The organism is Simkania sp., from assembly GCF_965215465.1.
Classification (GTDB): Bacteria; Chlamydiota; Chlamydiia; order Chlamydiales; family Simkaniaceae; genus Simkania.
The window spans coordinates 994,265-1,018,362 of the sequence record NZ_OZ244056.1; the positions used below are offsets into that span (position 1 = coordinate 994,265).

Here is a 24,098-nt window from a genome sequence, read left to right on the forward strand (position 1 = left end):
GCTGCTGGGCTAGCTAAGTTCATTTCTCGCAGTTTTCCAGCAACATTGGATATGTTTTTTAGCCAAAGCTACTTCAGGTTCTTTTTGGGAAGTTCCTGAAAGCCTTGCTTCAATCGATTGGAAGATTCCAAAAACAGCTTTTGAAATATCTTGAGTTTTGTTTTGAAATGCTTTTGAAAGTTTGCTCCAGGTATTCACACTCCAATCTTTAACGGGGCGGATTAAGTCGTCTACTGCTGTTTCACGACTTGCTTCCCAGGCTTTAATCATACGATTCCAAATGTAGAAGCGCAGCGCCCATTTTGTGATATCACTGATATATGTCAGATACAAATACCGATGACACATTTCTGGAAACTGATGAATGTAACTTACCGGAAAGACTCTGTTCCAGGTATACGTGAGGGGAGTCCACCATTCGCAATGATCTAACGCTGTGTCAAGGTGGTAATGAGTACCCCAATAAAGCAGAGCAACGAATCCCAAACCTGTGAGATTTGTGATTGTAATGCGAACAAGCTGAGTGGAGGCAATGACGCAAACTTTTTTAATGATCGCGTCTGAGATACGAGAAATCAGCTCAAAGCGTTGCTTTTTTTCAAAGTTTCGAATAGGCCGGCAGGCTTTATTTTGAATGAACTCATCGACCGTTGTTTCAAACTCTTCTCGCGTTCCAAAAGCTTTTTCGATTCCCATCTGGGTGACACTCGTTAAGTGGAATGCATGTGGATCTTTTAAGGAAGAGGGATCTTGGTAGGCTGCATCTACGACATTTTTCCCCCATCGCTTAATCGCAATACGAGCTTCAAGCGGTTGACGTAAGAGGTTTTGTCCTAGCTTGGCAACTCTTTGAAAGTCTTGAAGCAGAGTTGTCATTGCAGAGTGATTGTTAATAATTGAAAAAAAGATACCAGCTACTAAAAAGAGCTTCACAGGGTTGAGTGTGACAAACGAAAGCGTGAACCCTCCAGCGAGAACCATGGTCCCAATCCCAATGTAAGGGATTGCCCGAGGCAAAGATGTGAGTTTATGAATGGTGTGCTCAGCTTGAGAAGCCTTTTCTTCGACAAATGCTGCTCGATCGATGACAGCCTGGGATGTTGGGCAAAGAGTGTTTGTCAGTCGTTTTTTAGCTGCTGCATACCATGATTGAGGCTTAAGACTTTCGTCAAAAATCTCTTCTACTTTCTCTTTAACCCTTTCGTTGATGGTCGATTGGAAGGGATCGAGCGTTTTCAAGGCTGAGCCCTGATCTTGACCCGCTTGCTTAATCTTCCGATGAAGCGCAAGAAAGCCAGCAATTCCGCCAACGTGAGAACGAACCTGATCCCAGGAATGAGACAAAATAAACCTCGATTAAACTCTTGAATAGAGAATTTTTTCAAGGTAGTATAAGTTAAATTCTAATAGAGGTCAATGATGAACGAAATAAAAAAGAATCTTAAAAAAATGGTAATAATTATTATTTCAATTATAGTTTTTGCTATTGTGGTGTACTTTATTTCGTTTTTATCGAGAATTTCAAACCACAACAAACCCGTCACGGAAGATCGGCCCCTTCGGCCCAATGGGAAGCTTCCCACAAAAAAAGTCTTCATAGACCTTGAGCCCTTGCTTAGCCGTTTGGATGCAGTAGAAACTATTGCTCACCCATTCTGAGCCCTTGATCGTGCCTGTTTCAAGATTAGTGAGAAAGCGGGTTCCGACCTTTTGCTTCCAATAGGTAGGGTCTCCAACTAAGAGAACCGGTGTGACTTCACCAGCGCCTGTTTTCCGGCGCACCTCTTCAAGAGTGTACTCAAAATCCGTCCCGATCCCACCAGTTAAGAAGATGGGGAGATCCAAATGGAACTCTGCTTGACGCTCGACAAGACGATCCAAGCGGTAGGTCATCTTTGCTTCGATGTAGGGGTTTTGCTTTTGCTCATTGACCACAGTTTCTTTATTCGATCGAAAATCGATGATATTCGCGCAAGAAAGCAATCCCAGATCTTTTGAAATCTGATTGCCTAAACTCATGACTCCGGGTCCTCCTCCTGTTACTAGAGCAAGAGGCGTTTTGGGGTTGAGTAAGGGGTGATTCATTTCTTCTTTCATTGCGAGAAGTCCAGCCATCAATTCCTTGAGCAAGGTGTCATATGGCCCCTCGATCAGATTTGAACCGTAAATTCCAACCATCGTCGCATTGATAAATGTTTCGACTTTTGGCGTTGGGACAAACATCCCTGAATCTTTATCTGCACGGGGGACATACTGGAGGATTTGATGCGTACGTTCATCCAGCCAAAAGACACGGATACCAAACTTCGCCAAGTCGATGAGCATCGAACGGTCTTCGTGAGAAAAAAACTCGCCATGAGAACGAGAAGGGTACTGAAAATAGATTCCTTTCAAACAACGGTGAACTTGCTCACTGATGAGCATTCGTTTCATAATAGGTGAAGGGAAATAGCGGCAAAGCAAGATCCCTTGGCTTGTGATGCCCCCATTCTCTATGGCTTCTAAAAAGGGATAGGAGGGTTGAGCATGCAAGTAGGCTTCGACCTTAGCTGCTTGCTCTGAAGGAAAGAAATATCCCGGAAAGGATTGGAATCCTGATTCTTTTTGAATCCAATCAGAACTTTTGAGGTTCAGTAGCTGATCTCCTTTCACTACAAAGACAGAGCATTTATGATGAGGTGGACCAGGTGCAGTTTCCATAGCCTGGAAGAGGGTTTCGGGATCTTCAATGGAAGCTTGCAATTGGTCTCTATCGGAGAAAAAGACGTGTTCACGGTATGGAGAAAGAGTATAAAACTCGAGAGGAATCGTCTCCACTTCAGTCTCACATTTGCCATAGAATTCATAGATATCACCAGATGCAAACGTATCGGGTTGCAAAATTGAAGCTGCAGTGTGAGTCATCCCTTCAGGTAAAAGCTCATTCACAACCCGAGCAAAAACCGTACGAATATGAAGAGGAATCGTTTTCACAAGGAGAAGCTCACCAGAGCGTACGCACCGTTTTCCTTCGGGATTATATTTTTGTGTCAGGTGGAGAAATTCACGAATTTTGATATGGGGTTCAGTGAGGCCTTTCGCAAGGGTTGGGAGGATTCCTTTGATCGAATCATCATACGAATAGGTTCCTGGTTTTAGCGAAAGAAAAGCGACAGTGCGACCATCCATTTTCTCGAGTTTTAAATCAGAGCGGTCTGCTTTTTCTCCCAAAGAGAGGAGAGGTCGCCCGCGCCGGTCTGTCCGTCCAAACATACGGGAGAGGTACTCTGGGTCCCGCACCCGTCTTGAATCATCTGCAGCAAAAAGCTTTCCGATGTAGGCATCAACGGTGAGATAGCGTAAAAGCTCCATTCCAATGTCATTGATTGCCTCAAGTTTTACTCGAACTTCAGCTGTGCGCAGGGTACTTGAGAGCTGCATCTCTTCTTTGTAAGCATGTACGCCTAACTGAGCAAGAGTACTCTTAATGTTGAACAAAACCTTTTCTGGAGGCAAAGAGAAACCTAAAAAGATCGACGAGATTTTTTCGATCAAAACATCAGCCATGACGGTTCGCTTGTCGATCTGCTCGATCTGCACGATTTTTCCATCTGGTGAAACCAAGTCTGTATCTGTGAACGAGAAATTTACACCCATGCCTCAAATTGTACAACATTTCATCAAAAGCTTGAATATTATTTTTTTGACATCTACAATTGTACGATTTCGAGGAGGCGATCGATGACAAACGAGATTCAAGAGCGAAGCTTCGGGACACACAATGGAAGTTTTCATGCCGATGAGGTCACTGCATGTGCACTTCTCATACTCTTCGATCAAATCGATCTAGATAAAGTCTTCAGAACTAGAGATTTGCATGCGCTTAGAACTTGCGACTATGTTTGTGATGTAGGCGGCATGTATGAGCCGACCATTCGTCGTTTTGATCATCATCAAATGGACTATCACGGTCCCCTTAGCAGTGCAGGAATGATCCTCAAATATTTAAAAGATGAAAAAGTGATCAAAGACAAATTATTTCTTTATCTCAATCGATCTCTAGTGATGGGAGTCGATGCCATTGACAATGGAAAGACTACGACTATGGTGGGGCATTGTAGCTTTTCAGCGGTCATCGCAAACTTCGTCCCCATTCGTCATAATGTTGATGAAAAGAATATGGACGCAGCTTTTTTTCAAGCTGTGGATTTCACTTTAGGCCATCTAGGTCGACTCGTTGATAAATTTCACTACATTCAGGAATGCAAAGAAGTGATCAAACGAGAAATGGATAAAAATGAAACGGTGATGATTTTTGAAGAGTCGATGCCCTGGATGGAATCGTTTTTTGATCTGGGAGGAGAAAAACACCCAGCGGCATTTTTGATCATGCCAACGGGAAAGCAGTGGAAGCTTAGAGGAATTCCTCCTTCCTATGAAAAAAGAATGCAAGTGCGTATTCCTCTTCCAAAAGAATGGGCGGGATTGATCGATGATGAACTCAAAGAAAAAACAGGGATTCCCGGAGCAGTTTTCTGCCATAAGGGCCGATTCATCTCCATTTGGGAAACAAAAGAGGATGCCCTCAAAGCACTTGAAATCACTCTACAAAAGGCAGGCAAATGAGCAAGACCATATTTGGTAAAATTATCAGTGGAGATCTTCCCTCAACCAAGCTGTACGAAAGCGACAACATTTTAGCAATCAAAGATGTGAGTCCTAAAGCTCCTGTTCATATTCTCATCATGCCGAAAAAAGAATACAAGAGCTTGCAAGATGTTCCTGCAACAGATTTACATATCATAAGTGAAATTGTTGAAGTTGCTCAGAAGCTTGCCCGAGAATTGGGAGTTGAAGATAATTACCGCTTTCTGACAAATAATGGAACCAAGGCGGGGCAATCAGTTTTCCATCTTCACTTTCATTTAATTGGTGGAAAGGAACTTGGCCCGATGGCATAAGTTCGGTATGATTTATTTCTTTGTTGCATGCATTTGTTTCACAACATCTCTCTTCTCTTCATTGATCGATCTGAAAGAAGAAGACCGTGTCAAACGCATCTACTCCCATCTTGTCATTCGTGATTATCGTTCTGCATTAGAAGAATGTGAAGAGGGGTTGCAACTGTTTCCTGAATCCACCCCCCTTCGTGAAGCCTATATTCGGATACTCGCTGAAAATGGGAAAGATGATGAAGCCATTCTCCGCTGGAAAAAATGGAAAAAAGAAACGCTCAACCACGACATTTTAGAAGCGTTGGCATGGGGAGTTCTCCATCGCTCTGAAAATTCTAGACAAATCGTTGTGAATGTCGCTTCTCTGATGGGAGCCTTTTACACCCATGATGTCCGTGCCGTCCAAATGCTCAAAAATCAAATGCACTCCTCCAATGCATACTTACGCGCGATCGCCGTACAGTTTGCTCCACAGTACCGCGATGAAGTCCTGATCCAAGAAGTGAAACGGCTTTTTGATGAGGAAAAAGTGTGGTATGTCAGACTTGAGGTGATCAAAGCTTTAGGTGCTTTTGGCACACCAGACGTCAGAGAACCACTTAAGCAAATTGTCGCGAACTCCCGCACAAGTGCAGAAGAAAAAGCCTTAGCCGCAGCTTCGCTTGTGAACTTGTATGACTCGATTGATCCTATCGAGCTTTCAAAACTGGTCAAAAGCAAAAGGGGAGGTTTGCGCCTTTTTGCCTGCCACTTGATCGCCCACCTCGATCTCACTGAAGAAATTCCCACATTGATGATCCTCTTAAACGACCCCATGCCCGATGTACGTCTTGCAGCCTTAAACACCCTTTACCTTCTAGGATTGCGTAGTCTTTCAGACAGTTCCTTGGTCAAAATCGAAAAGCTCATGGATAACGCCCATCCAGATTTGTCAATTACTGCTGCTTGGATTGCCCTCAGGTTTTCTGAAGAAAAAGCCTTAAAAACCCTACGTAAATGGGTCTATGACTCGAAAAGTGAAAGTCGACGCTATGCCGCTTTCGGACTTGGTCATAGTGGAGAAGCTGGGAGGAAACTTGCTAGAGAAGTCATCAAGGTTTCACCTGACCCCTTTGTGCGCGCAAATGCTGCTTTAGGCCTCATCAGGCAAGAGTGCGATCTTGAGCTTGCTTGTTCGACTCTGTATCAATTTCTAGTCACACATAAAGAGAATATCATGTGGGAGGAAAGCACTCTTTTCCAGATCCTAGCTCCTTCACGCCATCACCATGTCCCCCAAGTTCCGCAATATCCCGCTCTCATGGATCAACTCACACGCCTTGAAATCTTAAACTTTCTCGCCATCCTTCAACATCCCAAAGCAGAAGAAGCTGTCAAAAGTCTGCTTACAAACGAACTTTTTGGCGTGACCTATGCAGCCTCCAATACCCTTTTAGAAGAAGGTGGAGAAGAAGCTTTAAATATACTGCGCCATCTCTTGCAAGAAGAAGATGAAAAGATTCGAGTGCAAGCCGCATTGGTTCTCGCACTCTCTGGAAGTGAGCCTGAGGCAATTGACGCATTGCAAGAAGCTTACTTTGCCATGGATCGTGAAATGAAGATTAACATCTTGGGAGCTATCGGGCACATCGGAGATCAAAAGTCGATTCCCTTTTTGCTTGACCTCCTCGATGAATCCCATCAAATTTTAAAAGTGGTGACAGCCTCAGCTCTCATCCAATGTCTTTATCACTAGTGTTATGACCAAAATTCAAACAGCTCAAAAAAAACTCCAAGAACTAAAAGTTGACGGCTGGCTTCTCTATGAGTTCCATGGAGTGAATTCTCTAGCCATTCAGTTTCTGGAAATTCCTTCTGAACTTCTCATGACGAGGCGCTGCTTCTACTGGATTCCCACCCAAGGAGATCCGCTAAAGATCGTTCACCAAATTGAAGCCCATAATCTCGATCACCTCCCAGGAGAAAAAAAAACTTACAGCAATTGGCGTGACCTTCACCTGCATCTTAAAACATTGCTCACAGGTAAGGAGAAAGTCGCCATGGAATATTCTCCTATGCAAGCCATTCCAACAGTCTCAAAAGTTGATGCAGGGCTTGTCGATCTTATCCGCAGTTTTGGTGTTCAAGTTGTCAGCTCTGCCTCTTTCCTCCAAGAATTCACTTGCGTTTGGACTCCCCACCAATACAAATTGCACAAAGAAGCCGCTGAGATTCTAGATAACACCGTCCACTTTGTTTGGAGCCACCTCAAAACATCTCTTGAACAGGGAAAGACTGTGACCGAATACGACATCCAACAAATGATTCTCGAAAAGTTTAGTGAGAACGGTTGTGTCACAGAAGGAGAGCCCATTTGTGGCGTCAATGCTCACGCCGCCGATCCTCACTATATCCCTACAGAAAAGAACCATGCTCCTATTCAAAAAGGAGACCTTGTACTCATCGACCTTTGGTGCAAAAAAGACCTACCTGAAGCCGTCTTTGCTGACATCACGCGGATGGGCGTTGCCGCTCCTAAACCCACTGCAAAACATCAAGAAGTCTTTTCCATCGTACGTCAGGCCCAACAAGCCGGAACGGACTGGATTGCATCGGAGCACCGGCAAGGAAAGCTCGTTCCAGGTGCTGAAGTCGATCATCGCGTTAGAAAAGTGATCGAAGAAAGTGGGTACGGCCCCTACTTTACCCATCGAACTGGACACAATATCGATAAGGAAAACCACGGGCCTGGAGCTAACATCGATGGTCTTGAAACAGAAGACGACCGTCCTCTCATCCCCAATACTTGCTTTTCCATCGAACCTGGCATCTATCTCCCGGATGAGTTTGGAGTTCGCCTGGAATATGATGTATTCATGCACGAGGGAGGGGAGATCGAAGTAACAGTCCCTCCACAAGATGAGTATTTAACTTTCTAGATAAATTTTCTTATAGAGCTCGAGAATTTCCATTTTTTGGATGTCTTCTCGAGTCAAACTTGCTTTATCTTTCGGCGTAAAGAATGGAGCCGAGCGATTGCGATAAAGTGCTTGCCATGAACAAAATTGGGAAAGCTCCTTTGTTTCGTATGTTCCAAAAGTGCTGAGTTTAGCCTTATCAAACGGATGATTGAGCAGATGCATCACATAAGCGAGTTCAATCTTTTGAATACATAGCTGCTCTTCAAGCTCGAAGTATTCTTGTCTTTTTTTGTGCTGCTCCTTTTCAGGTTTTTTCTCAGCCTCATCTTCTAAAATCTCCTGCTTCAAACGTCTCAGTTCTCTCACTTTTTCTTCCTTTGCAGCGGTGAAGTACTCATATTGGGCAAGTAGGGGAATAAAGAGTTCTCCTTTTTCTGGAGATTTGACAGTTTGCAATTGCGAAACCTTTTCCTTTAAGGCATTTTCTGGAAGCTTTGAAAGGTTTTGATAAGTTGATGTTAACCCTTGATAGAGCAGTTTTCGGCCTGTCTCTTCTTCTGCTTTTGCCTTCCAAGCATGATAAGTGAACTCCATATAAGGCTGATAAAAGTGGATTAAAGCATAGAGTGCGGGCGGAAGTGCATAAGCATTGAGCAATCCAAAAACCATAGTGAAAAGAGCAGAAAAAACCATGAACCCAAACCACGCAATTTTAGCTGAAGTTGCGTAGAAAGTTGCCAAATGATCTTGGTTTTTGACTTCTCTGTCTAAAAAAACGTCATCCCATAAGGCAAATGAGTTGAGATTGTCCTTATGGAGTAAGAGAGATCGATTTATGCTCTGTTCGCTCATAACCGGAGTAGCTTACTCCATCAACAAATTTCTTTAAACGAATATCTGCTCTAACTCCTTTTTATCCAGTAGCATGCCTTGAAATCGATTGTAAGTCTCTTATTTGAAGTAAACTAAAAAATATTTAAATTTATTCAAAAATTTGTTATAATATATGAAAAAGAAAGGAAGGGAAGTTATGAGTTTATTATCTATTAATTATCCACAAAATGATCACGAGCTTTTTGAGTACCTTGAAAGCTCATTTAGCCCGAAGAATCGTTATCGTAAAATTAATCCATCAGAAGCCCATGGATCCGTCGAAGGCGTGCTAACAGTTTTAAATGGAACCAGGCCTATTGCCTGGATTGGAAGCTCTCAATTTCCAGAAGGAATGAAAGAGTTTTTACAGCGTTTTGTCGATGTGACTGTTTTGTCTAGAGTTGAATACGATTTAGATGAAGGGATGGAGACGATTTATTGGGATAAATCTTATGTCCCCCTAACAGTTCATGAGAAGTGGGTGATTGGACGCAAGGGAACTCAGTTTTTGCAGCATGCCTTTCAGAAAATCCAGCGCAGCGATCCGTTTTTTCATCAAAAAGTTGGAGAAGCGCTCTTTTATAAAGACGGTGAAATCAGTTCCTGGTGTTTGAAGTATGGCCATCCGTATTATGCTCCTTCAAAGCTTTGATAGCATCTTGTTGCATCTTGAGGTAAAGGCTTCTTAAGCCGTTGGCTCTGCTAGGAGAGAGATAGCTTGTGATTTCAAGATCCTTTAGGACGGTCGGAGGGCATTTCAAAAGCGCTTCGGGAGGTTGCCCGTCATATATCATGAGTAAGAGTGCAGCAAGTCCTGCAGAAATGAGTGCATCTGATGCAGCTAAAAACTGCATGCGCCCTTCACTGAACGTGCTTTTAAGGAAGAGCTGGCTTTGGCATCCTTTTACCAAGCGATCAGGAGTTTGATCATCTTTTGGTAAGGTCTTGAGAGAGCGCCCTAACTCGATCACTTTGGTGTACTTTTCTTCAGCCGTATGACGGGAGGAAAAGATCTCTTTAAGGTTCTGTTGATTATCTAAACAGCTTTTGAATTCCATGTGCGCATCTTACATGGAAAAGGGGAATTAGGCAACAAAGATTGCTTCGTCCCTAAAAATTGTTTTAGCTATTTTGGAGATAGAAGCATCTAGCATCCATTGCTTGGATAAGGGAGAGCGCTTTGCTTCTGGATCAAAGATATAGTATGGTTGATCTTCTAGAGACTCAAAAGTGACCGAATCGAGGTAACTCGAGGGTTCTGGAGTGCCGAAATCAGAAGTTTCTCGCTTATCCTTGATGTCTGCGATCACGTGGAGATTGAAAGCGGCAGCTATTTTTGCCGGAAGGAGCTTTTCTTCTTCAACTTTTTGCTTGTCTATGTTGAGGAGTAGCCATGCAGATTTTATGCGGCGTTGCTTTTCTACGGTAGTGCCAGGCTCTTTGAGAAGCTTAGCTTTTTCTTGAATTTTAGCGTCAAGGTCTCGGATCTCTTGCTTGTATTTGTTAGCTGTGTCTGACCAGTACTCAACGCGCCCAATTAAGTTCTTTAGAGAGGGGTAGGCGGACCTTTGTGGATCCATATCTGCCAATTCTTGCAGATGTTTGACCTGTTTTGGATCAACCCCATGCTCATATAGCTTGTTGTAGAAATCGGTAGGTGTTAAATTTTTCTTTTGATAGGTGTCGATTTTTCCCGCTACTCCAAGCATGTGCTCGGCGAAGTCGGCATATTTGGCGGCCTCTTCTTTGTATTTTAAATAAAATTTACTGTGAATGGTTTTGACTGAGGCTCCTGCGACAATTAAAATCACAGGAACAAGAGCAGGGGCATAAATGGCCGTTAGAGTGACACCTACTATTGTAAGGATGGCGAGTGCGATAAGTGAAATTTTTGCTTTAAGGTCAGATTTGAAAGCTTCTGATTTGTATTTTTCAGCCGCTTCCGAAGGGTCTGATAGCAGGCAGATATTATAGTCTGAATGTGTAGCCGATGTGACACTCATGAAATGCCTTTTCTTAATTATTGTGTAATAAAGAATTCTTTCCTAGAAACATTATAACTTAGGTTTATTTAATATAAAATAATAAAAAATAATTAAATGGCGAAATTATACAATATTAAAAATTAAATATGCAATAAACTTTTTTCTTGGGTTAAATAGCATCGAAGGGTATAGTTGTAAGCTCATTGGATTTAAAAGTCACTCTATCCTGAAGAGGTGTTGACTTTTTTGAGACTCAGTTGATAAGACTCAATTTTAAGTTCTACTAGAAACAAGGAAATTATGCCGAAAGAAGATACGATCAAACTTGAAGGAAAAGTTGAAGAATTACTTCCCAATATGACCTTTCGCGTGACTTTGGAAAATGGAATGACTGTTCTAGCACATCTTTGTGGAAAAATGCGGATGCGTAACATCCGTGTCTTTGTGGGGGATGTGGTCAAAGTTGAAATGTCTCCATATGATCTTACCAAAGCTCGCATCGTCTATCGCCAAAGGTAATCATTTCTTTGGTTGATCACCCTCAAAACACAAATTGATATTCATTTTATGGGTCAATTTTGCCCTGTCTTAAGTTCTTTTGCAGTTCTGGTTTTCAAAAATTTCGAGGGGAGGGTAGGAAAATTTTTCCATCAAGTTCAAAACTTGAAGATTAGATGTTGCTTTTTTTTTAGTTGATAGTTAAGCTTTATTCCATTCGCCTATCTAGGCGCAGTCGTTCTTCTCGACGCACACCTTATGTTGTGTGTGATTTAGATGCAAGGATTGCTTAGAGACGAAGTGAAAACACTTAAAGGTATTAACATTTAAGTGCCCAGATAGCTCAGAGGTAGAGCACTTGCATGGTAAGCAAGCGGTCGTAGGTTCAATTCCTATTCTGGGCAAGAAGCGCACGAATAACATTTCAAAAGCTACATAAGGAGCCCCAAGCGGAGGAATACTACAATGGCAAAGGAAGCTTTTCAAAGGACCAAACCCCACGTTAATATTGGGACCATTGGTCACGTCGACCACGGTAAGACAACACTCACAGCAGCGATCACTCAAACTCTTGCTAAAAGAGGTGGAGCCCAATTCCGTGATTATGCCTCTATTGATAACAGTCCTGAAGAAAAGGCGCGTGGTATTACGATCAACTCAAGCCACGTTGAGTACGAAACTGACAACAGACACTATGCTCACGTAGACTGCCCAGGACACGCCGACTACGTTAAGAACATGGTAACAGGCGCCGCTCAGATGGACGGAGCTATTCTTGTTGTAGGTGCAACAGATGGACCTATGCCTCAAACTAAAGAGCACGTACTTCTTGCTCGCCAGGTTGGAGTTCCTTCAATTGTTGTTTTCCTCAACAAAATGGACCAAATCGGAAAAGGCGACGAAGAACTCGTTGAGCTGGTTGAAATGGAAATCAGCGAAATGCTCGAAGCTCAAGGATACAAAGACTGCCCAATCATTCGCGGTTCAGCTCTTAAAGCTCTTGAAGGCGAAGATGAGTGGATGACTAAGATCGACGAGCTCATGGCAGCAGTTGATGAAAAAATCCCAACACCTCAGCGTGAAGTTGACAAACCATTCCTTATGCCAGTTGAGGACGTGTTCTCAATTTCTGGACGCGGAACTGTTGCAACAGGACGTGTTGAGAAAGGTGTTATTAAAATTAACGATAAAATCGAGATTGTTGGTCTCCGTGAAACTCGCGAAACAGTTGCGACTGGACTTGAGATGTTCAACAAGCTCCTCGACGAAGCAAGAGCTGGTGAAAACGTTGGTGTTCTTCTTCGTGGAATCGATAAGAAAGATATTGAGCGTGGAATGGTTCTATCAGCTCCTGGGACTTGTACACCACATACAAAGTTTAAAGGAACTGTATACGTACTTAAGAAAGAAGAAGGCGGACGTCACAAGCCTTTCTTCACTGGGTACCGTCCACAGTTCTTCTTCCGTACTACAGACGTGACTGGAACCGTTACTCTTCCTGAAGGATCAGAAATGGTAATGCCAGGTGATAACGTTGAAATCGGCGGCGAGCTCATTGCTCCTGTAGCGATGGAAGAAGGAATGAGATTTGCGATCCGCGAAGGTGGGCGTACGATCGGTGCTGGAACTGTTACAAAGATTATCGAGTAATAGGTTAGCGAGAGGTCGCTCTGAGAGGAGTGACTTCTTCCCTTTAAAAAGGGAAATATGGGTGTGTAGCTCAGTTGGTAGAGCAACGATCTCCAAAGTCGTCGGTCGGGGGTTCGAATCCCTCCGCACTCGCAATAAATGAACTACATGAAGAATAAGAGAAAGCCAGATATGTCGGTCTCTCAAAAGATTGCAGAGCTGAGTGCGGCCAAAAAGAAAAAGGCAAAGGCCAAGAAGACTAACTTCTTTCAGGACATGAAAGAAGAGATGAAAAAAGTCTCTTGGACAACAAAAGAAGAACTAACGACATGTACGAAGATTGTGATTGGAGCAATTTTTGCTTTAGGACTGAGCATCTATGTTGTCGACCTTTTGATTCGGTATGTACTACAAGGCATGGGCGGCCTCATTCGCCTCATCGGTTAAGAGCATAAAAGGGAATAGATGGATAGTCATTGGTACGTAATTCAAGTGATGTCTGGTCAGGAGAAAAAGGTGAAGAAAAACCTGGAAGAAAACCGTGTAGCAAAAGGCATGGTTGACCTGATCGATGAGGTTCTAGTTCCCTCAGAGAATGTTGCTGAGGTTAAAAGGGGTGAACAGAAGATTACAGAAAAACGGCTCTGGCCAGGTTATGCGCTAGTCAAGATGAAGATGACTGACGAAGCCTGGATGTACGTCAAAGATACAAACGGAGTCATCGACTTCATGGGAGGAGGAAAGCCTGTTCCTCTTTCTGATGGTGAAGTCGAGGAGATTCTAAAAGAATTGCAAGACCGGAAAGGAGAAGTCGTTCACAAACATAAGATCTCTGTTGGAGATCATGTCAAGATCACGGATGGTGTCTTTGTGAACTTTATTGGAACCGTTCTTGAAGTGAACCATGAAAAAGGACGCCTTAGCGCCATGGTTTCGATCTTTGGACGGGAAACCCGAGTGGATGACCTCGAATTCTGGCAAGTGGAAGAAGTTCCTACAGATGTAGAAGTGGAATAAATTAAGTAGGCAGGATAGTAGAAAATGGCGAAAAAATTCGAAAAGAAAATCAAGCTCCAGATTCCAGCAGGAAAAGCAAGTCCTGCGCCACCAATTGGACCGGCACTTGGTGCGGCTGGATTGAATATCATGGTATTCTGCAAGGATTTCAATGCTAAAACTCAAGATAAGGCTGGAGATGTCCTCCCAGTTGAAATTACAGTCTATTCCGATAAGAGTTTCACCTTTATCACGAAAAAACCTCCGATGGCAAAGCTCATTTTAAAGGAGCTGGGTATCGATAAGGGATCAGGTGTCCCAAACCGAGATAAAGTGGGAAAACTCACAAAATCGCAGGTGGATAAAATCGCAGAAATTAAAGGCCCAGATTTGCGCGTCAGTTCAAAGGAAGCGGCTGCAAATGTCGTTGCAGGAACTGCCCGTTCAATGGGTGTAGATGTTGTAGAAGGATAAAAGCACTCATGGCAAAGACCACAAAAAGATTTAAAGAGATTAACAAGCTATTTGAAAAAGGGAAAAACTACTCTCTAACTGAAGCAGTAGACATTCTCCAAAAATCACCTTCTCCAAAATTTGATGAGTCAGTTGAAGTCGCACTGAGTATTGGTGTCGACCCTAAAAAATCAGACCAGCAAGCACGCAGCACTGTTCTACTTCCAAACGGAACTGGAAAAAAAATCACTGTCGTTGTCCTAGCAAAAGGGGACAAAGCAAAAGAAGCTGAAAAAGCTGGAGCTGACTTCCTAGGTGACCAAGACATCATCGACAAAATCAAGGGTGGGTGGACCGATTTTGATGCGCTGATTGCAACGCCAGACATGATGCGAGAAGTCGGAAAGCTGGGTAAGGTTCTTGGGCCAAGAGGTCTGATGCCAACACCTAAAGCTGGAACCGTGACTACTGATGTAGCCAAAGCGGTTGAAGATATTAAGAAAGGAAAAATCGAGTTTAAAGTCGATAAGAATGGAATTATCAACAACTTCGTTGCAAAAATTTCATTTACCAAAGAGCATATCGTTGAAAACATTGAAGCATTCATCCAGGCAGTTTCAAAAGTGAAACCTTCGACTGCAAAAGGACAGTATTTGCGCTCACTGTTCATTTCAACGACAATGGGACCTGGTCTAAAAATTGACCTAAACTCTGTATCAGTTAGTTAGGATACTAAAGAGCTATGAGACCTGAAAAGCAGTTATTATTAGATGAAGTCAAGGAACAAATCCAAAATGCACCTGGATTTGTTTTGATGAGCTATCAGAAAATGGACCCTAATCTTACATCTGAATTTCGTACAGCGATTTCAGAAGGTGGTGGGTTTTTATACGTGGTCAAAAAACGTATCTTTCTCAAAGCTGCCGAAGAGGCAGGACTGAGTATAGACGAATCGATGATCTCTGGTCATCTAGGTGTCGTCTACTCAGGAGAAGATACGGTGACGACAACAAAAACCGTATACAAGTACAAAAAAGACTACTCTGAAATGATAGATGTCCTCGGAGCGAGCTTCGAGGGAAAAATCTGCTCACCTCAAGAGGTTGAGGAAATTTCGAAGTTGCCTAGCAAAGATGAAATGCGAGCCCAGTTCCTCGGAGTGCTTGCCGCACCGATGTCGGAAACTGTGGGAACCATTCAAGCAATTCTTACCAGTGTGATTTACTGTGTAGAGAATAAAATTCAGAAAGAAGAAGGGTAACTGAAACAAGAATTATATGAACCATATCAGGGGAATAAACCGTGGCACAACAACAAGAAGCAAATATTGATCAACTCGTAGAAACATTGAGTGAACTTTCAGTACTAGACCTTTCTAAGCTGAAGAAAGCTCTTGAAGACAAATGGGATGTCCAAGCCGCTGCTGGCGCGCCGATGATGATGGCTGCACCTGCTGCAGGCGCTGGCGAAGGCGCTGCTGCAGAAGAGGCAACAGACTTCCAAGTTGTTCTTGAAGAAGTTCCTGCAGATAAGAAAATCGCGATCATTAAAGTCGTTCGCGAAATCACAGGACTTGGACTAAAAGAAGCAAAAGAGTTGGTTGAAGGAGCACCTAAACCTGTAAAAGATTCAGCTCCAAAAGCTGAAGCTGAAGAGATCCAGAAAAAGATCACAGATGCAGGCGGAAAGGTCGCCTTAAAAGGTGTCTAAGTTTAAGCAGAACTTACGCAGACTTAGAACGTAAGCAGAAACCCATTTTTAGGGTTTCTGCTTGCGCGTATATTAATTTATTGCTCTTTCAGAAGAACTAGACGGAGGCATTTATATGCTTAAAAGACCCCCGGAGCGGGTGAGCTTTATTAGCCGAGAAGAAATTATCGATCTTCCAAACCTCATTGAAATACAGATTAAATCTTTTCAACAGTTTCTGCAGGCTGATAGGTTGCCGCATGAACGTGAAAATATCGGCTTAGAAGAAGTCTTTCAGGAAATATTCCCTATTAAATCTTACGATGAAAAAACCTCTCTAGAGTACCTCTCCTATAACTTAGGAGTGCCTAAGTACTCTCCCGAAGAATGTATCAGACGTGGAATCACTTACAATGTAACATTGAAAGTAAAATTCCGTTTGACTGATGAGACTGGGATTAAAGAAGAAGAAGTGTACATGGGAACCGTTCCGATCATGACCGATCAAGGAACGTTTATTATCAATGGAGCAGAAAGGGTCATCGTTTCTCAATTGCACCGCTCACCTGGTATTTCTTTTGAGCAGGAAAAGCATGCTAAAGGAAATGTGCTTTATTCTTTCCGAATCATCCCATACAGAGGAAGCTGGCTCGAATCTTCGTTCGACATTAATGACCTGATTTACGTTTATGTTGATCGCAAAAAACGACGTCGTAAAGTTCTCGCAACCTCATTTATCCGAACACTTGGTTATTCATCCGACTCTGACATCATTGAGGAATTCTTTAATACTTACCGTGTTAAAATCAAATCTGACAAGGATTTCCCCAAGCTTGTTGGTAAGATTTTGGCAGAAGATGTCTTAGAAGAGGACACCGGCGTTGTTTTTGGAAAAGCTTCAGAAAAACTCACTACAGCGATGCTAAAGCGCATGCTTGATGCTGGAATCAGTGCAATTCGTATTGCAGAAGATGCCGACGAAACAAGTCCTATCATCAAGATGCTTGCTAAAGACCCAACTGATTCTTACGAGTCAGCTCTTAAAGACTTTTACCGTAAAATTCGACCAGGTGAACCTGCGACACTCTCAAACGCACGATCGACCATTATGCGCCTCTTCTTCGATCCTAAGCGGTATAACTTGGGTAAAGTCGGGCGCTATAAGCTCAATCGCAAGCTAGGGCGAGAGACGACAGATGAAGATCTAGAAATTGTCACTTTGAAAAAAGAAGACATCGTAGATGCCCTTAAATACCTTATTCGCTTGAAAGCAGGTGACGAAGAAGCACAGATTGATGACATCGACCACTTAGCTAATCGCCGTGTTCGCTCTGTAGGAGAACTCGTGCAGAACCAATGCCGCATTGGCCTTGCTCGCATGGAGAAAATTATCAAAGAGAGAATGAACCTCTTTGACTTCTCTTCAGATACACTGACACCTGGAAAGCTTGTTTCTGCAAAAGGCCTTGCTGGAGTGCTTAAAGACTTCTTTGGCCGTTCTCAGCTTTCACAGTTTATGGATCAGACGAATCCAGTTGCTGAATTGACTCACAAGCGCCGACTTTCATCATTAGGACCTGGAGGTCTTAACCGAGAGAGAGCCGGATTTGAAGTGCGTGACGTTCATTCAAGTCACTATGGACGCGTTTGTCCGATTGAAACACCTGAAGGACCGAACATCGGTCTGATCACTTCACTTTCTTCATATGCGAAGATCAATGAGTTTGGATTCATTGAGACTCCTTACCGTATTGTTCGTGATGGAATTGTTACCGAAGAAATCGAATACATGACAGCTGACCAAGAAGAGAAGTGTGTGATTGCACAGGCATCTGCGGATCTCGATGATCACAATATGTTCATTGAGCCGATTGTCTGGGCCCGTTATCGCGGGGAACCTCTCAGAATTGAAGCTGAGAAAGTGACTCACATGGACGTCTCGTCAAAGCAGCTCGTTTCTGTTGTGACTGGTTTGATTCCTTTCTTGGAGCATGATGATGCGAACCGTGCGCTTATGGGATCAAACATGCAACGCCAAGCTGTTCCACTCCTCAAAGCAGAAGCTCCGATTGTCGGAACTGGACTCGAGTGGCGTACTGCACGCGACTCTGGCGCGGTCATCGTTGCTGAAGAAGATGGAATTGTCGAGTATGTCGATGGTTTCCAGATTGTGGTTGCTTCTAAAGCTAACCGGATGAACAAGAAGACTTATACTTTGAAAAAGTTCCTGCGATCGAACGCGGGAACCTGTATCAATCAGACACCTCTTTGCTCCGTTGGAGATGAAGTGAAGGCAGGGGAGACTCTTGCCGATGGTCCTGCGACTGATAAAGGTGAAGTTGCTTTAGGGAAAAACGTTCTCGTTGCATTCATGCCCTGGTGTGGATACAACTACGAGGATGCCATCATCATGTCCGAAAAACTCATTAAGGACGATGCGTACACCTCCGTTTACCTTGAAGAATTTGAATTAACAGCCCGAGACACCAAACTCGGAAAAGAAGAAATCACTCGTGATATCCCCAACGTTTCAGAAGAAGCTTTAGCTGATCTTGGCGAAGACGGAATTATCCGTATCGGTGCTGAAGTTAAGCCTGGCGATATTCTCGTTGGTAAAATCACACCAAAATCTGAAACAGAACTTTCTCCTGAAGAACGCTTACTTCGAGCTATCTTCGGTGAAAAAGCCGCAGATGTTAAAGATGCCTCTTTGACAGCGCCTCCAGGAACGGAAGGGGTTGTCATGGATGTCAAAGTTTTCAGTCGACGTGACCGTCTCTCGAAAACTGATGATGAAATGGTTGAAGAAGCCACTCGTATCAAAGATGTCCACAAAGAGTACAAGGAAAAAGAAGCAGACCTTTTGATGCAATTCCATGAAAAACTCGGAGCTCTTCTCTTAGGAGATGATGCCCCCGACTCCATCATGCACCGCATCACAGGGGATGTTCTTGTGAAAAAGGGTGAAAAGATCACCCAAGACTTACTTGAAATGATCGAGTCAGAAGACGCCGATCACCTGATTTTCCCACCAAACGACACGTATGAAACACTGAAGCAAATCTTGCGCGACCATGAAAAAGCGATGCAATCGCTTCAAATGGAACACAAGTCCGAAGTTGAGTACATGCGTAAGGGAGACACTGAACTTGATCCAGGCGTGATCCGCCAAGTCAAAGTTTACGTCGCAACAAAACGTAAGTTGCAAGTCGGGGATAAAATGGCAGGGCGCCACGGAAACAAAGGTGTTGTCTCTAACATCGTTCCAGAAGCTGATATGCCTTATCTTTCTGACGGACAAACAATCGAAATCATTCTAAACCCTCTCGGTGTCCCTTCTCGTATGAACATGGGACAGCTGCTTGAGACGCACCTTGGAATTGCAGCCCGCAAAGCTGGAATTTGGGTGAAGAGCCCCGTATTCGAAGGGTTCCCAGAAGATCGCATTTGGGAAATGATGAGTGAATATGGCTTGCCATCAAGTGGAAAAATGCCGCTTTATGATGGGCGCTCAGGCGAACGTTTCGACAACTCTGTGGTTGTGGGCTACATTTACATGCTCAAGCTTTCGCACTTAGTTGCCGACAAAATCCACGCCCGTGCGATCGGCCCTTACTCTCTTGTGACACAACAACCACTTGGTGGTAAGGCTCAAATGGGTGGACAGCGATTCGGAGAGATGGAGGTCTGGGCACTTGAAGCCTATGGTGCCGCCCATCTATTGCAAGAGATGCTGACCGTTAAGTCGGATGACGTTTCAGGACGGACTCGCATCTACGAATCGATTGTTAAAGGCGATAATACCTTGAAGGCCGGAACTCCCGAGTCGTTCAACGTCCTCGTCAAAGAAATGCAAGGCCTATGTCTTGATGTACGTGCAGAAAGCGCTGCCGAAGGGTAAATGAGAAAAAATTAGGAACTCCTTGGAGAAGTTCATGCAAGAAGAAGATTTTCAAGAATCGGAATTTGATAAATTAAGCATTAAGATCGCTTCAGATGACGTGATGCGTAATGAGTGGTCGCGCGGTGAAATTAAAAAGCCCGAGACGATCAACTACCGGACGTTCAAACCTGAGAAGGGTGGTCTCTTTTGTGAAAAGATCTTTGGTCCTACACGTGACTGGGAATGTGCTTGTGGAAAGTACAAAAAGATCAAACACAAAGGAATCATCTGTGATCGCTGCGGTGTTGAAGTGACTTTGTCAAAAGTCCGCCGTGAGAGAATGGCACACATCGAACTTGCTGTTCCTGTTGTTCACATCTGGTTCTTCAAAACCCAACCCTCCCGAATTGGAAACATTCTAGGAATGTCTGTTTCTGACTTAGAGCGGGTCATTTATTATGAAGAGTATGTTGTCACTGATCCAGGAGCAACCACTCTTGAGCGGAAGCAGCTTCTTAATGATGCTGAATACCGCGAAGCCCAAGAAAAATGGGGCCCAGACTCGTTTAAGGCAAATATGGGTGGAGATGCTATTCGTGAGCTGCTCGAAAAAGAAGATCTTCTGGCAATGATTGCGGAACTAAAAGAAAAGCTTCGCAAAACACGTTCAATGCAAGCTCGAATGAAAATCGCAAAGCGATTAAAGATCATTGAGAGCTTCACTTCTTCTCCAAATAAGCCTGACTGGATGGTCATTTCTTGCATTCCTGTCATCCCCCCTGACTTGAGGCCACTTGTACCTCTTGATGGAGGACGGTTTGCGACATCTGACCTTAACGACTTATACCGACGCGTGATCAACCGAAACAACCGTTTGAAGTCGATCCTAAAACTCAAAACCCCCGATGTTATCATCCGCAACGAAAAACGGATGCTTCAAGAAGCTGTTGACGCCCTATTTGATAACGGCCGTCATGGACACCCTGTGATGGGAGCTGGAAACAGACCTCTTAAAGCCCTTTCAGAAATGCTCAAGGGTAAACAAGGACGTTTCCGTCAAAACCTTCTCGGTAAGCGTGTTGATTACTCTGGACGTTCGGTCATTATCGTCGGTCCTGAGCTCAACTTCAATCAGTGTGGTCTTCCAAAGAAAATGGCGCTTGAGCTCTTTGAACCTTTCATTGTGAAACGCCTCAAAGCTCGCGGTCTCGTTTATACGATTCGCTCAGCGAAAAAGATGATTCAACGCGGTGACCCAGAAGTTTGGGATGTTTTGGAAGAAATCATTAAAGGGCACCCGGTCCTCCTAAACCGTGCACCAACCCTTCATAGATTGGGGATTCAAGCGTTTGAACCTGTCCTCATCGAAGGTAAAGCGATCCGCATTCACCCACTCGTTTGTACGGCCTTTAACGCCGACTTCGACGGGGACCAAATGGCGGTACACGTTCCTCTTTCTGTCGAATCGCAGCTTGAAGCAAAGCTACTCATGATGGCACCTGATAACATCTTCTTGCCATCATCGGGTAAACCTGCTGCCGTTCCTTCTCAGGATATGATTCTCGGTCTGTACTACTTGATGCACGATCCGATTTACATCGCAGAAGATCATGGCAAAGAGATGCGTGTCTTTGGCTCTTCTGAAGAAGTTCTCCTTGCTTTAGATGCAGGAGGAAGCTTCAACTGGCATGAAAAAGACATGCCAACAGAAGGACGTCGCGATGATTTAGGGTGTGGATTGCACATCCATGAAAAGATTAAACTTCGACTCGACTCAGGAATCATTGAAACGACTCCAGGTCGCGTCATTTTCAACACAATCGTTCCAAAAGAACTAGGTTTCCAAAACTACGCTCTTCGTAAGAAGAAGATGAGTGAGCTTGTCTTGTCGACTTACAAGAAAGTAGGGCTTGAAGCAAGTGTCCGCTTCTTAGATAACTTGAAAAACCTCGGGTTTTCTCAAGCGACAAAAGCAGCCCTTTCAATGGGAATTAAAGACGTTTGTATTCCAGATGACAAACAGAAGATCTTGGAAGAAACTCAGAAAAAAGTCGCGGTTGTCATTAAGCAATACGAAGACGGGATTATCACCGAAGGTGAGAGACACTCGAAGATCATTAGCATTTGGACCGATATCACAGAAGTTCTCGCTGATCATCTCTTCAAAGTGATCAGTGAACCTGAAGGAACTGTCCTGAACCCGCTTTACCTCATGATGGATTCTGGAGCGCGGGGTAACAAATCTCAGGTTAAGCAGCTCGGAGCTCTTCGCGGACTTATGGCGAAACCTTCTGGTGAGATTATTGAATCTCCGATTACCTCAAACTTCCGAGAAGGACTGAGCGTACTCGAATTCTTTATCTCGTCACACGGAGCGCGAAAAGGTCTTGCCGATACAGCCCTAAAAACAGCTGACTCGGGTTACCTCACACGACGTCTCGTTGACGTTGCTCAAGATGTTCTTGTGACCGAAGATGATTGCGGAACCTTGAATGGAATCGAAGTTGCAGCGATCAAGCAAGGTCAAGAAGAACTTCTTCCAATTAAAGATCGTATTTTTGGACGCGCGGTTTGTGACGATGTTTACATGCCTGGTGACCAAACCAAACTCCTTGCCCGTGCTGGCGATGTTCTCAATGTTAAGCAAGCAGCTGAAATCGACGATGCCGGAATCGAAACCGTGAAGATCCGCTCGACACTGACTTGTGAAACACGTCGTGGAGTCTGCGCTCGTTGTTATGGACTCAACCTTGCTAACGGACGTTCTGTTGCTCACGGTGAAGCTGTCGGAATTATCGCCGCTCAGTCGATCGGGGAACCTGGAACACAGCTCACGATGCGTACCTTCCACTTAGGGGGGATTGCAGCAGCGCATGCAACACCAGATCTCGTGGCTGAAAAAGACGGAATCCTCGTCTATCAAGACTTGCGTACTGTTAAGAACAAAGAGGGTGTGCACCTCGTTCTTAACAAAAACGGTTTTGTCCACGTGGTACGTGACGAAGGAAGAACTCTTGATGAATACAAAAAACTTCTCAGCACAAAATCGATCGAGCCCCTTCAAACTTACAGCGCCGAATTGGGAACGCAGCTCGTTCTTGACGACGGCTCAAAAGTCAAGAAAGGTGATCGCATTGGTTACTGGGAACAGCACAACATCCCAATTATTTGTGAAAAGCCTGGTTTCGTGAAGTATGAAGACCTCGTTGAAGGGATCTCAACTGTGCGCGATGTCAACAAACAGACAGGACAAACTGAACTTGTCGTTCGTCAACATCGTGGAGAGTTACACCCACAAATCGTTATCTACGGCGATGAAAACTACGAAAACCTCATCGGTACCTATGCGATTCCATCTGGAGCGCTTATCTCAGTTGATGATGGGCAAAGCGTCGAAGCCGGGGAAATCCTAGCTCGTCTCCCTCGCGGTGCGATCAAAACCAAGGATATTACCGGTGGTCTTCCACGTGTTGCTGAGCTCTTTGAAGCACGCCGTCCGCGTGAAGCTGCTGAAATTGCCAAGATCGACGGGATTGTCGACTTCAAAGGCGTTCAGAAGAGCAAGCGGATCGTTGTTGTCCGTGATGAAGACACTGGCATGGAAGAAGAGCACCTCATCCCATTGACTAAGCACTTAGTGATTCAACGTGGTGACAGTGTTGTCAAGGGACAGCAGCTCACTGATGGACTCGTCGTTCCACAAGAGATCTTGGAGATTTGCGGTGTGCGCGAACTTCAAAAGTATCTCGTGAACCAAGTCCAAGAGGTTTACCGCCTCCAAGGGGTTGACATCAACGATAAGCATATTGAGATTATCGTCCGTCAAATGCTCCAAAAAGTGCGCGTGACCGATCCAGGTGATACAACATTCTTGTACGGCGAAAACGTCGACAAGAAGATGTTCCACGAGCAAAACTCAAAAGTGATTGACGAAGGCGGAAAGCCTGCTCAAGCAGCTCCCGTCCTTCTCGGAATTACCAAGGCTTCACTTGGAACCGAATCGTTTGTTTCTGCCGCCTCTTTCCAGGAGACTACGCGTGTCCTCACAGATGCAGCATGCGAAGGAAAGAACGATTACCTCCTCGACTTCAAGGCAAACCTCATTATGGGGCACATGATTCCTGGAGGAACTGGTTTCCACGACTACCAAAAACGGGTCAAAAAACTCGTCGAGCCAGAAGAAGGCGATATTCTCGACTTCGCTTTCTCGAGTTATTAAGCAAAAGCGGGCTTTTAGCCCGCTTTTTTTTTGGGAGCA

20 protein-coding genes and 2 tRNA genes are annotated in these 24,098 nt (G+C 44.1%); 17 read left to right on the forward strand and 5 right to left on the reverse strand.

Translation table 11 applies throughout. From position 1 onward, the window contains the following. Nucleotides 1-9: 9 nt before the first annotated feature. On the reverse strand, nt 10-1,344 hold the full coding sequence (locus ACOOFG_RS04565) for a hypothetical protein (RefSeq protein ID WP_420422459.1): 1,335 nt from the start codon (nt 1,342-1,344) through the stop codon (nt 10-12). 177 nt (nt 1,345-1,521) lie between these two features. Further along, nucleotides 1,522-3,636: a hypothetical protein gene (locus ACOOFG_RS04570; protein WP_420422460.1), complete on the reverse strand. Its 2,115-nt coding sequence runs from the start codon at nt 3,634-3,636 to the stop codon at nt 1,522-1,524. 84 nt (nt 3,637-3,720) lie between these two features. Here ACOOFG_RS04570 and ACOOFG_RS04575 point away from each other — a divergent pair, with 84 nt between their 5' ends. Genes ACOOFG_RS04575 through ACOOFG_RS04590 form a run of 4 tightly spaced genes read left to right on the forward strand, consistent with a single transcriptional unit; the run spans nt 3,721 to nt 7,852 of the window. Then, nucleotides 3,721-4,605 carry an MYG1 family protein gene (locus ACOOFG_RS04575; RefSeq protein ID WP_420422461.1) on the forward strand — a complete coding sequence of 295 codons (885 nt, stop codon included), beginning with the start codon at nt 3,721-3,723 and terminating at the stop codon, nt 4,603-4,605. Further along, nucleotides 4,602-4,940 carry a histidine triad nucleotide-binding protein gene (locus tag ACOOFG_RS04580; RefSeq protein WP_420422462.1) on the forward strand — a complete coding sequence of 113 codons (339 nt, stop codon included), beginning with the start codon at nt 4,602-4,604 and terminating at the stop codon, nt 4,938-4,940. The genes ACOOFG_RS04575 and ACOOFG_RS04580 overlap by 4 nt, the downstream gene beginning before the upstream one ends. 7 nt (nt 4,941-4,947) lie before the next feature. Next, a complete protein-coding gene (locus ACOOFG_RS04585; protein ID WP_420422463.1) occupies nt 4,948-6,669 on the forward strand; it encodes a HEAT repeat domain-containing protein in 1,722 nt (573 codons plus the stop codon). 4 nt (nt 6,670-6,673) lie between these two features. Beyond that, nucleotides 6,674-7,852, forward strand: a complete 1,179-nt coding sequence (locus tag ACOOFG_RS04590) for a M24 family metallopeptidase (RefSeq protein ID WP_420422464.1) — start codon at nt 6,674-6,676, stop codon at nt 7,850-7,852. On the opposite strand, the gene ACOOFG_RS04595 is transcribed toward ACOOFG_RS04590, so the two are convergent. Next, the gene (locus ACOOFG_RS04595; protein WP_420422465.1) at nt 7,841-8,686 is read right to left on the reverse strand and encodes a hypothetical protein; all 846 of its coding nucleotides are present in this window, start codon (nt 8,684-8,686) and stop codon (nt 7,841-7,843) included. The genes ACOOFG_RS04590 and ACOOFG_RS04595 overlap by 12 nt on opposite strands. 178 nt (nt 8,687-8,864) lie before the next feature. Here ACOOFG_RS04595 and ACOOFG_RS04600 point away from each other — a divergent pair, with 178 nt between their 5' ends. Next, nucleotides 8,865-9,359, forward strand: coding sequence for a hypothetical protein (locus ACOOFG_RS04600; protein WP_420422466.1), 495 nt, complete (start codon nt 8,865-8,867; stop codon nt 9,357-9,359). On the opposite strand, the gene ACOOFG_RS04605 is transcribed toward ACOOFG_RS04600, so the two are convergent. Both ACOOFG_RS04605 and ACOOFG_RS04610 read right to left on the reverse strand, forming a co-directional pair. Next, nucleotides 9,304-9,765 carry a SufE family protein gene (locus tag ACOOFG_RS04605; RefSeq protein ID WP_420422467.1) on the reverse strand — a complete coding sequence of 154 codons (462 nt, stop codon included), beginning with the start codon at nt 9,763-9,765 and terminating at the stop codon, nt 9,304-9,306. The two genes, ACOOFG_RS04600 and ACOOFG_RS04605, sit on opposite strands and share 56 nt — an antisense overlap. Before the next feature lie 27 nt (nt 9,766-9,792). After that, entirely contained in the window at nt 9,793-10,710 is a 918-nt protein-coding gene (locus tag ACOOFG_RS04610) for a hypothetical protein (protein ID WP_420422468.1), read from the reverse strand. Nucleotides 10,711-10,989: 279 nt separating this feature from the next. On the opposite strand from ACOOFG_RS04610, the gene infA reads away from it, so the two are divergent. The 12 genes from infA to rpoC all read left to right on the forward strand — a co-directional run bounded on the left by infA (nt 10,990) and on the right by rpoC (nt 24,059). Beyond that, a complete protein-coding gene (infA, locus tag ACOOFG_RS04615) occupies nt 10,990-11,211 on the forward strand; it encodes a translation initiation factor IF-1 (RefSeq protein ID WP_420422668.1) in 222 nt (73 codons plus the stop codon). Nucleotides 11,212-11,522: 311 nt separating this feature from the next. Next, a tRNA-Thr gene (locus ACOOFG_RS04620) sits at nt 11,523-11,594 on the forward strand. A 61-nt stretch (nt 11,595-11,655) separates the two neighbouring features. Further along, nucleotides 11,656-12,840 (forward strand): elongation factor Tu, encoded by a 1,185-nt coding sequence (gene tuf, locus ACOOFG_RS04625; RefSeq protein ID WP_420422469.1) that lies wholly within the window; start codon nt 11,656-11,658, stop codon nt 12,838-12,840. Between the two features lie 59 nt (nt 12,841-12,899). Then, nucleotides 12,900-12,972 (forward strand) — tRNA-Trp (locus tag ACOOFG_RS04630). 15 nt (nt 12,973-12,987) lie between these two features. Beyond that, nucleotides 12,988-13,266: a preprotein translocase subunit SecE gene (gene secE, locus ACOOFG_RS04635; RefSeq protein WP_420422470.1), complete on the forward strand. Its 279-nt coding sequence runs from the start codon at nt 12,988-12,990 to the stop codon at nt 13,264-13,266. An 18-nt stretch (nt 13,267-13,284) separates the two neighbouring features. Then, entirely contained in the window at nt 13,285-13,836 is a 552-nt protein-coding gene (gene nusG, locus ACOOFG_RS04640; protein ID WP_420422471.1) for a transcription termination/antitermination protein NusG, read from the forward strand. Nucleotides 13,837-13,860: 24 nt separating this feature from the next. Further along, entirely contained in the window at nt 13,861-14,289 is a 429-nt protein-coding gene (gene rplK, locus ACOOFG_RS04645) for a 50S ribosomal protein L11 (RefSeq protein WP_420422472.1), read from the forward strand. Between the two features lie 8 nt (nt 14,290-14,297). Continuing rightward, complete coding sequence (gene rplA, locus ACOOFG_RS04650) at nt 14,298-14,996, forward strand: 50S ribosomal protein L1 (protein WP_420422473.1); 699 nt, start codon at nt 14,298-14,300, stop codon at nt 14,994-14,996. 14 nt (nt 14,997-15,010) lie between these two features. Further along, complete coding sequence (gene rplJ / locus ACOOFG_RS04655) at nt 15,011-15,529, forward strand: 50S ribosomal protein L10 (protein WP_420422474.1); 519 nt, start codon at nt 15,011-15,013, stop codon at nt 15,527-15,529. A gap of 41 nt (nt 15,530-15,570) precedes the next feature. After that, entirely contained in the window at nt 15,571-15,978 is a 408-nt protein-coding gene (gene rplL / locus ACOOFG_RS04660; RefSeq protein ID WP_420422475.1) for a 50S ribosomal protein L7/L12, read from the forward strand. Nucleotides 15,979-16,093: 115 nt separating this feature from the next. Further along, nucleotides 16,094-19,858: a DNA-directed RNA polymerase subunit beta gene (gene rpoB / locus ACOOFG_RS04665; RefSeq protein ID WP_420422476.1), complete on the forward strand. Its 3,765-nt coding sequence runs from the start codon at nt 16,094-16,096 to the stop codon at nt 19,856-19,858. 34 nt (nt 19,859-19,892) lie between these two features. Beyond that, entirely contained in the window at nt 19,893-24,059 is a 4,167-nt protein-coding gene (gene rpoC / locus ACOOFG_RS04670) for a DNA-directed RNA polymerase subunit beta' (RefSeq protein WP_420422477.1), read from the forward strand. Nucleotides 24,060-24,098: the final 39 nt, after the last annotated feature.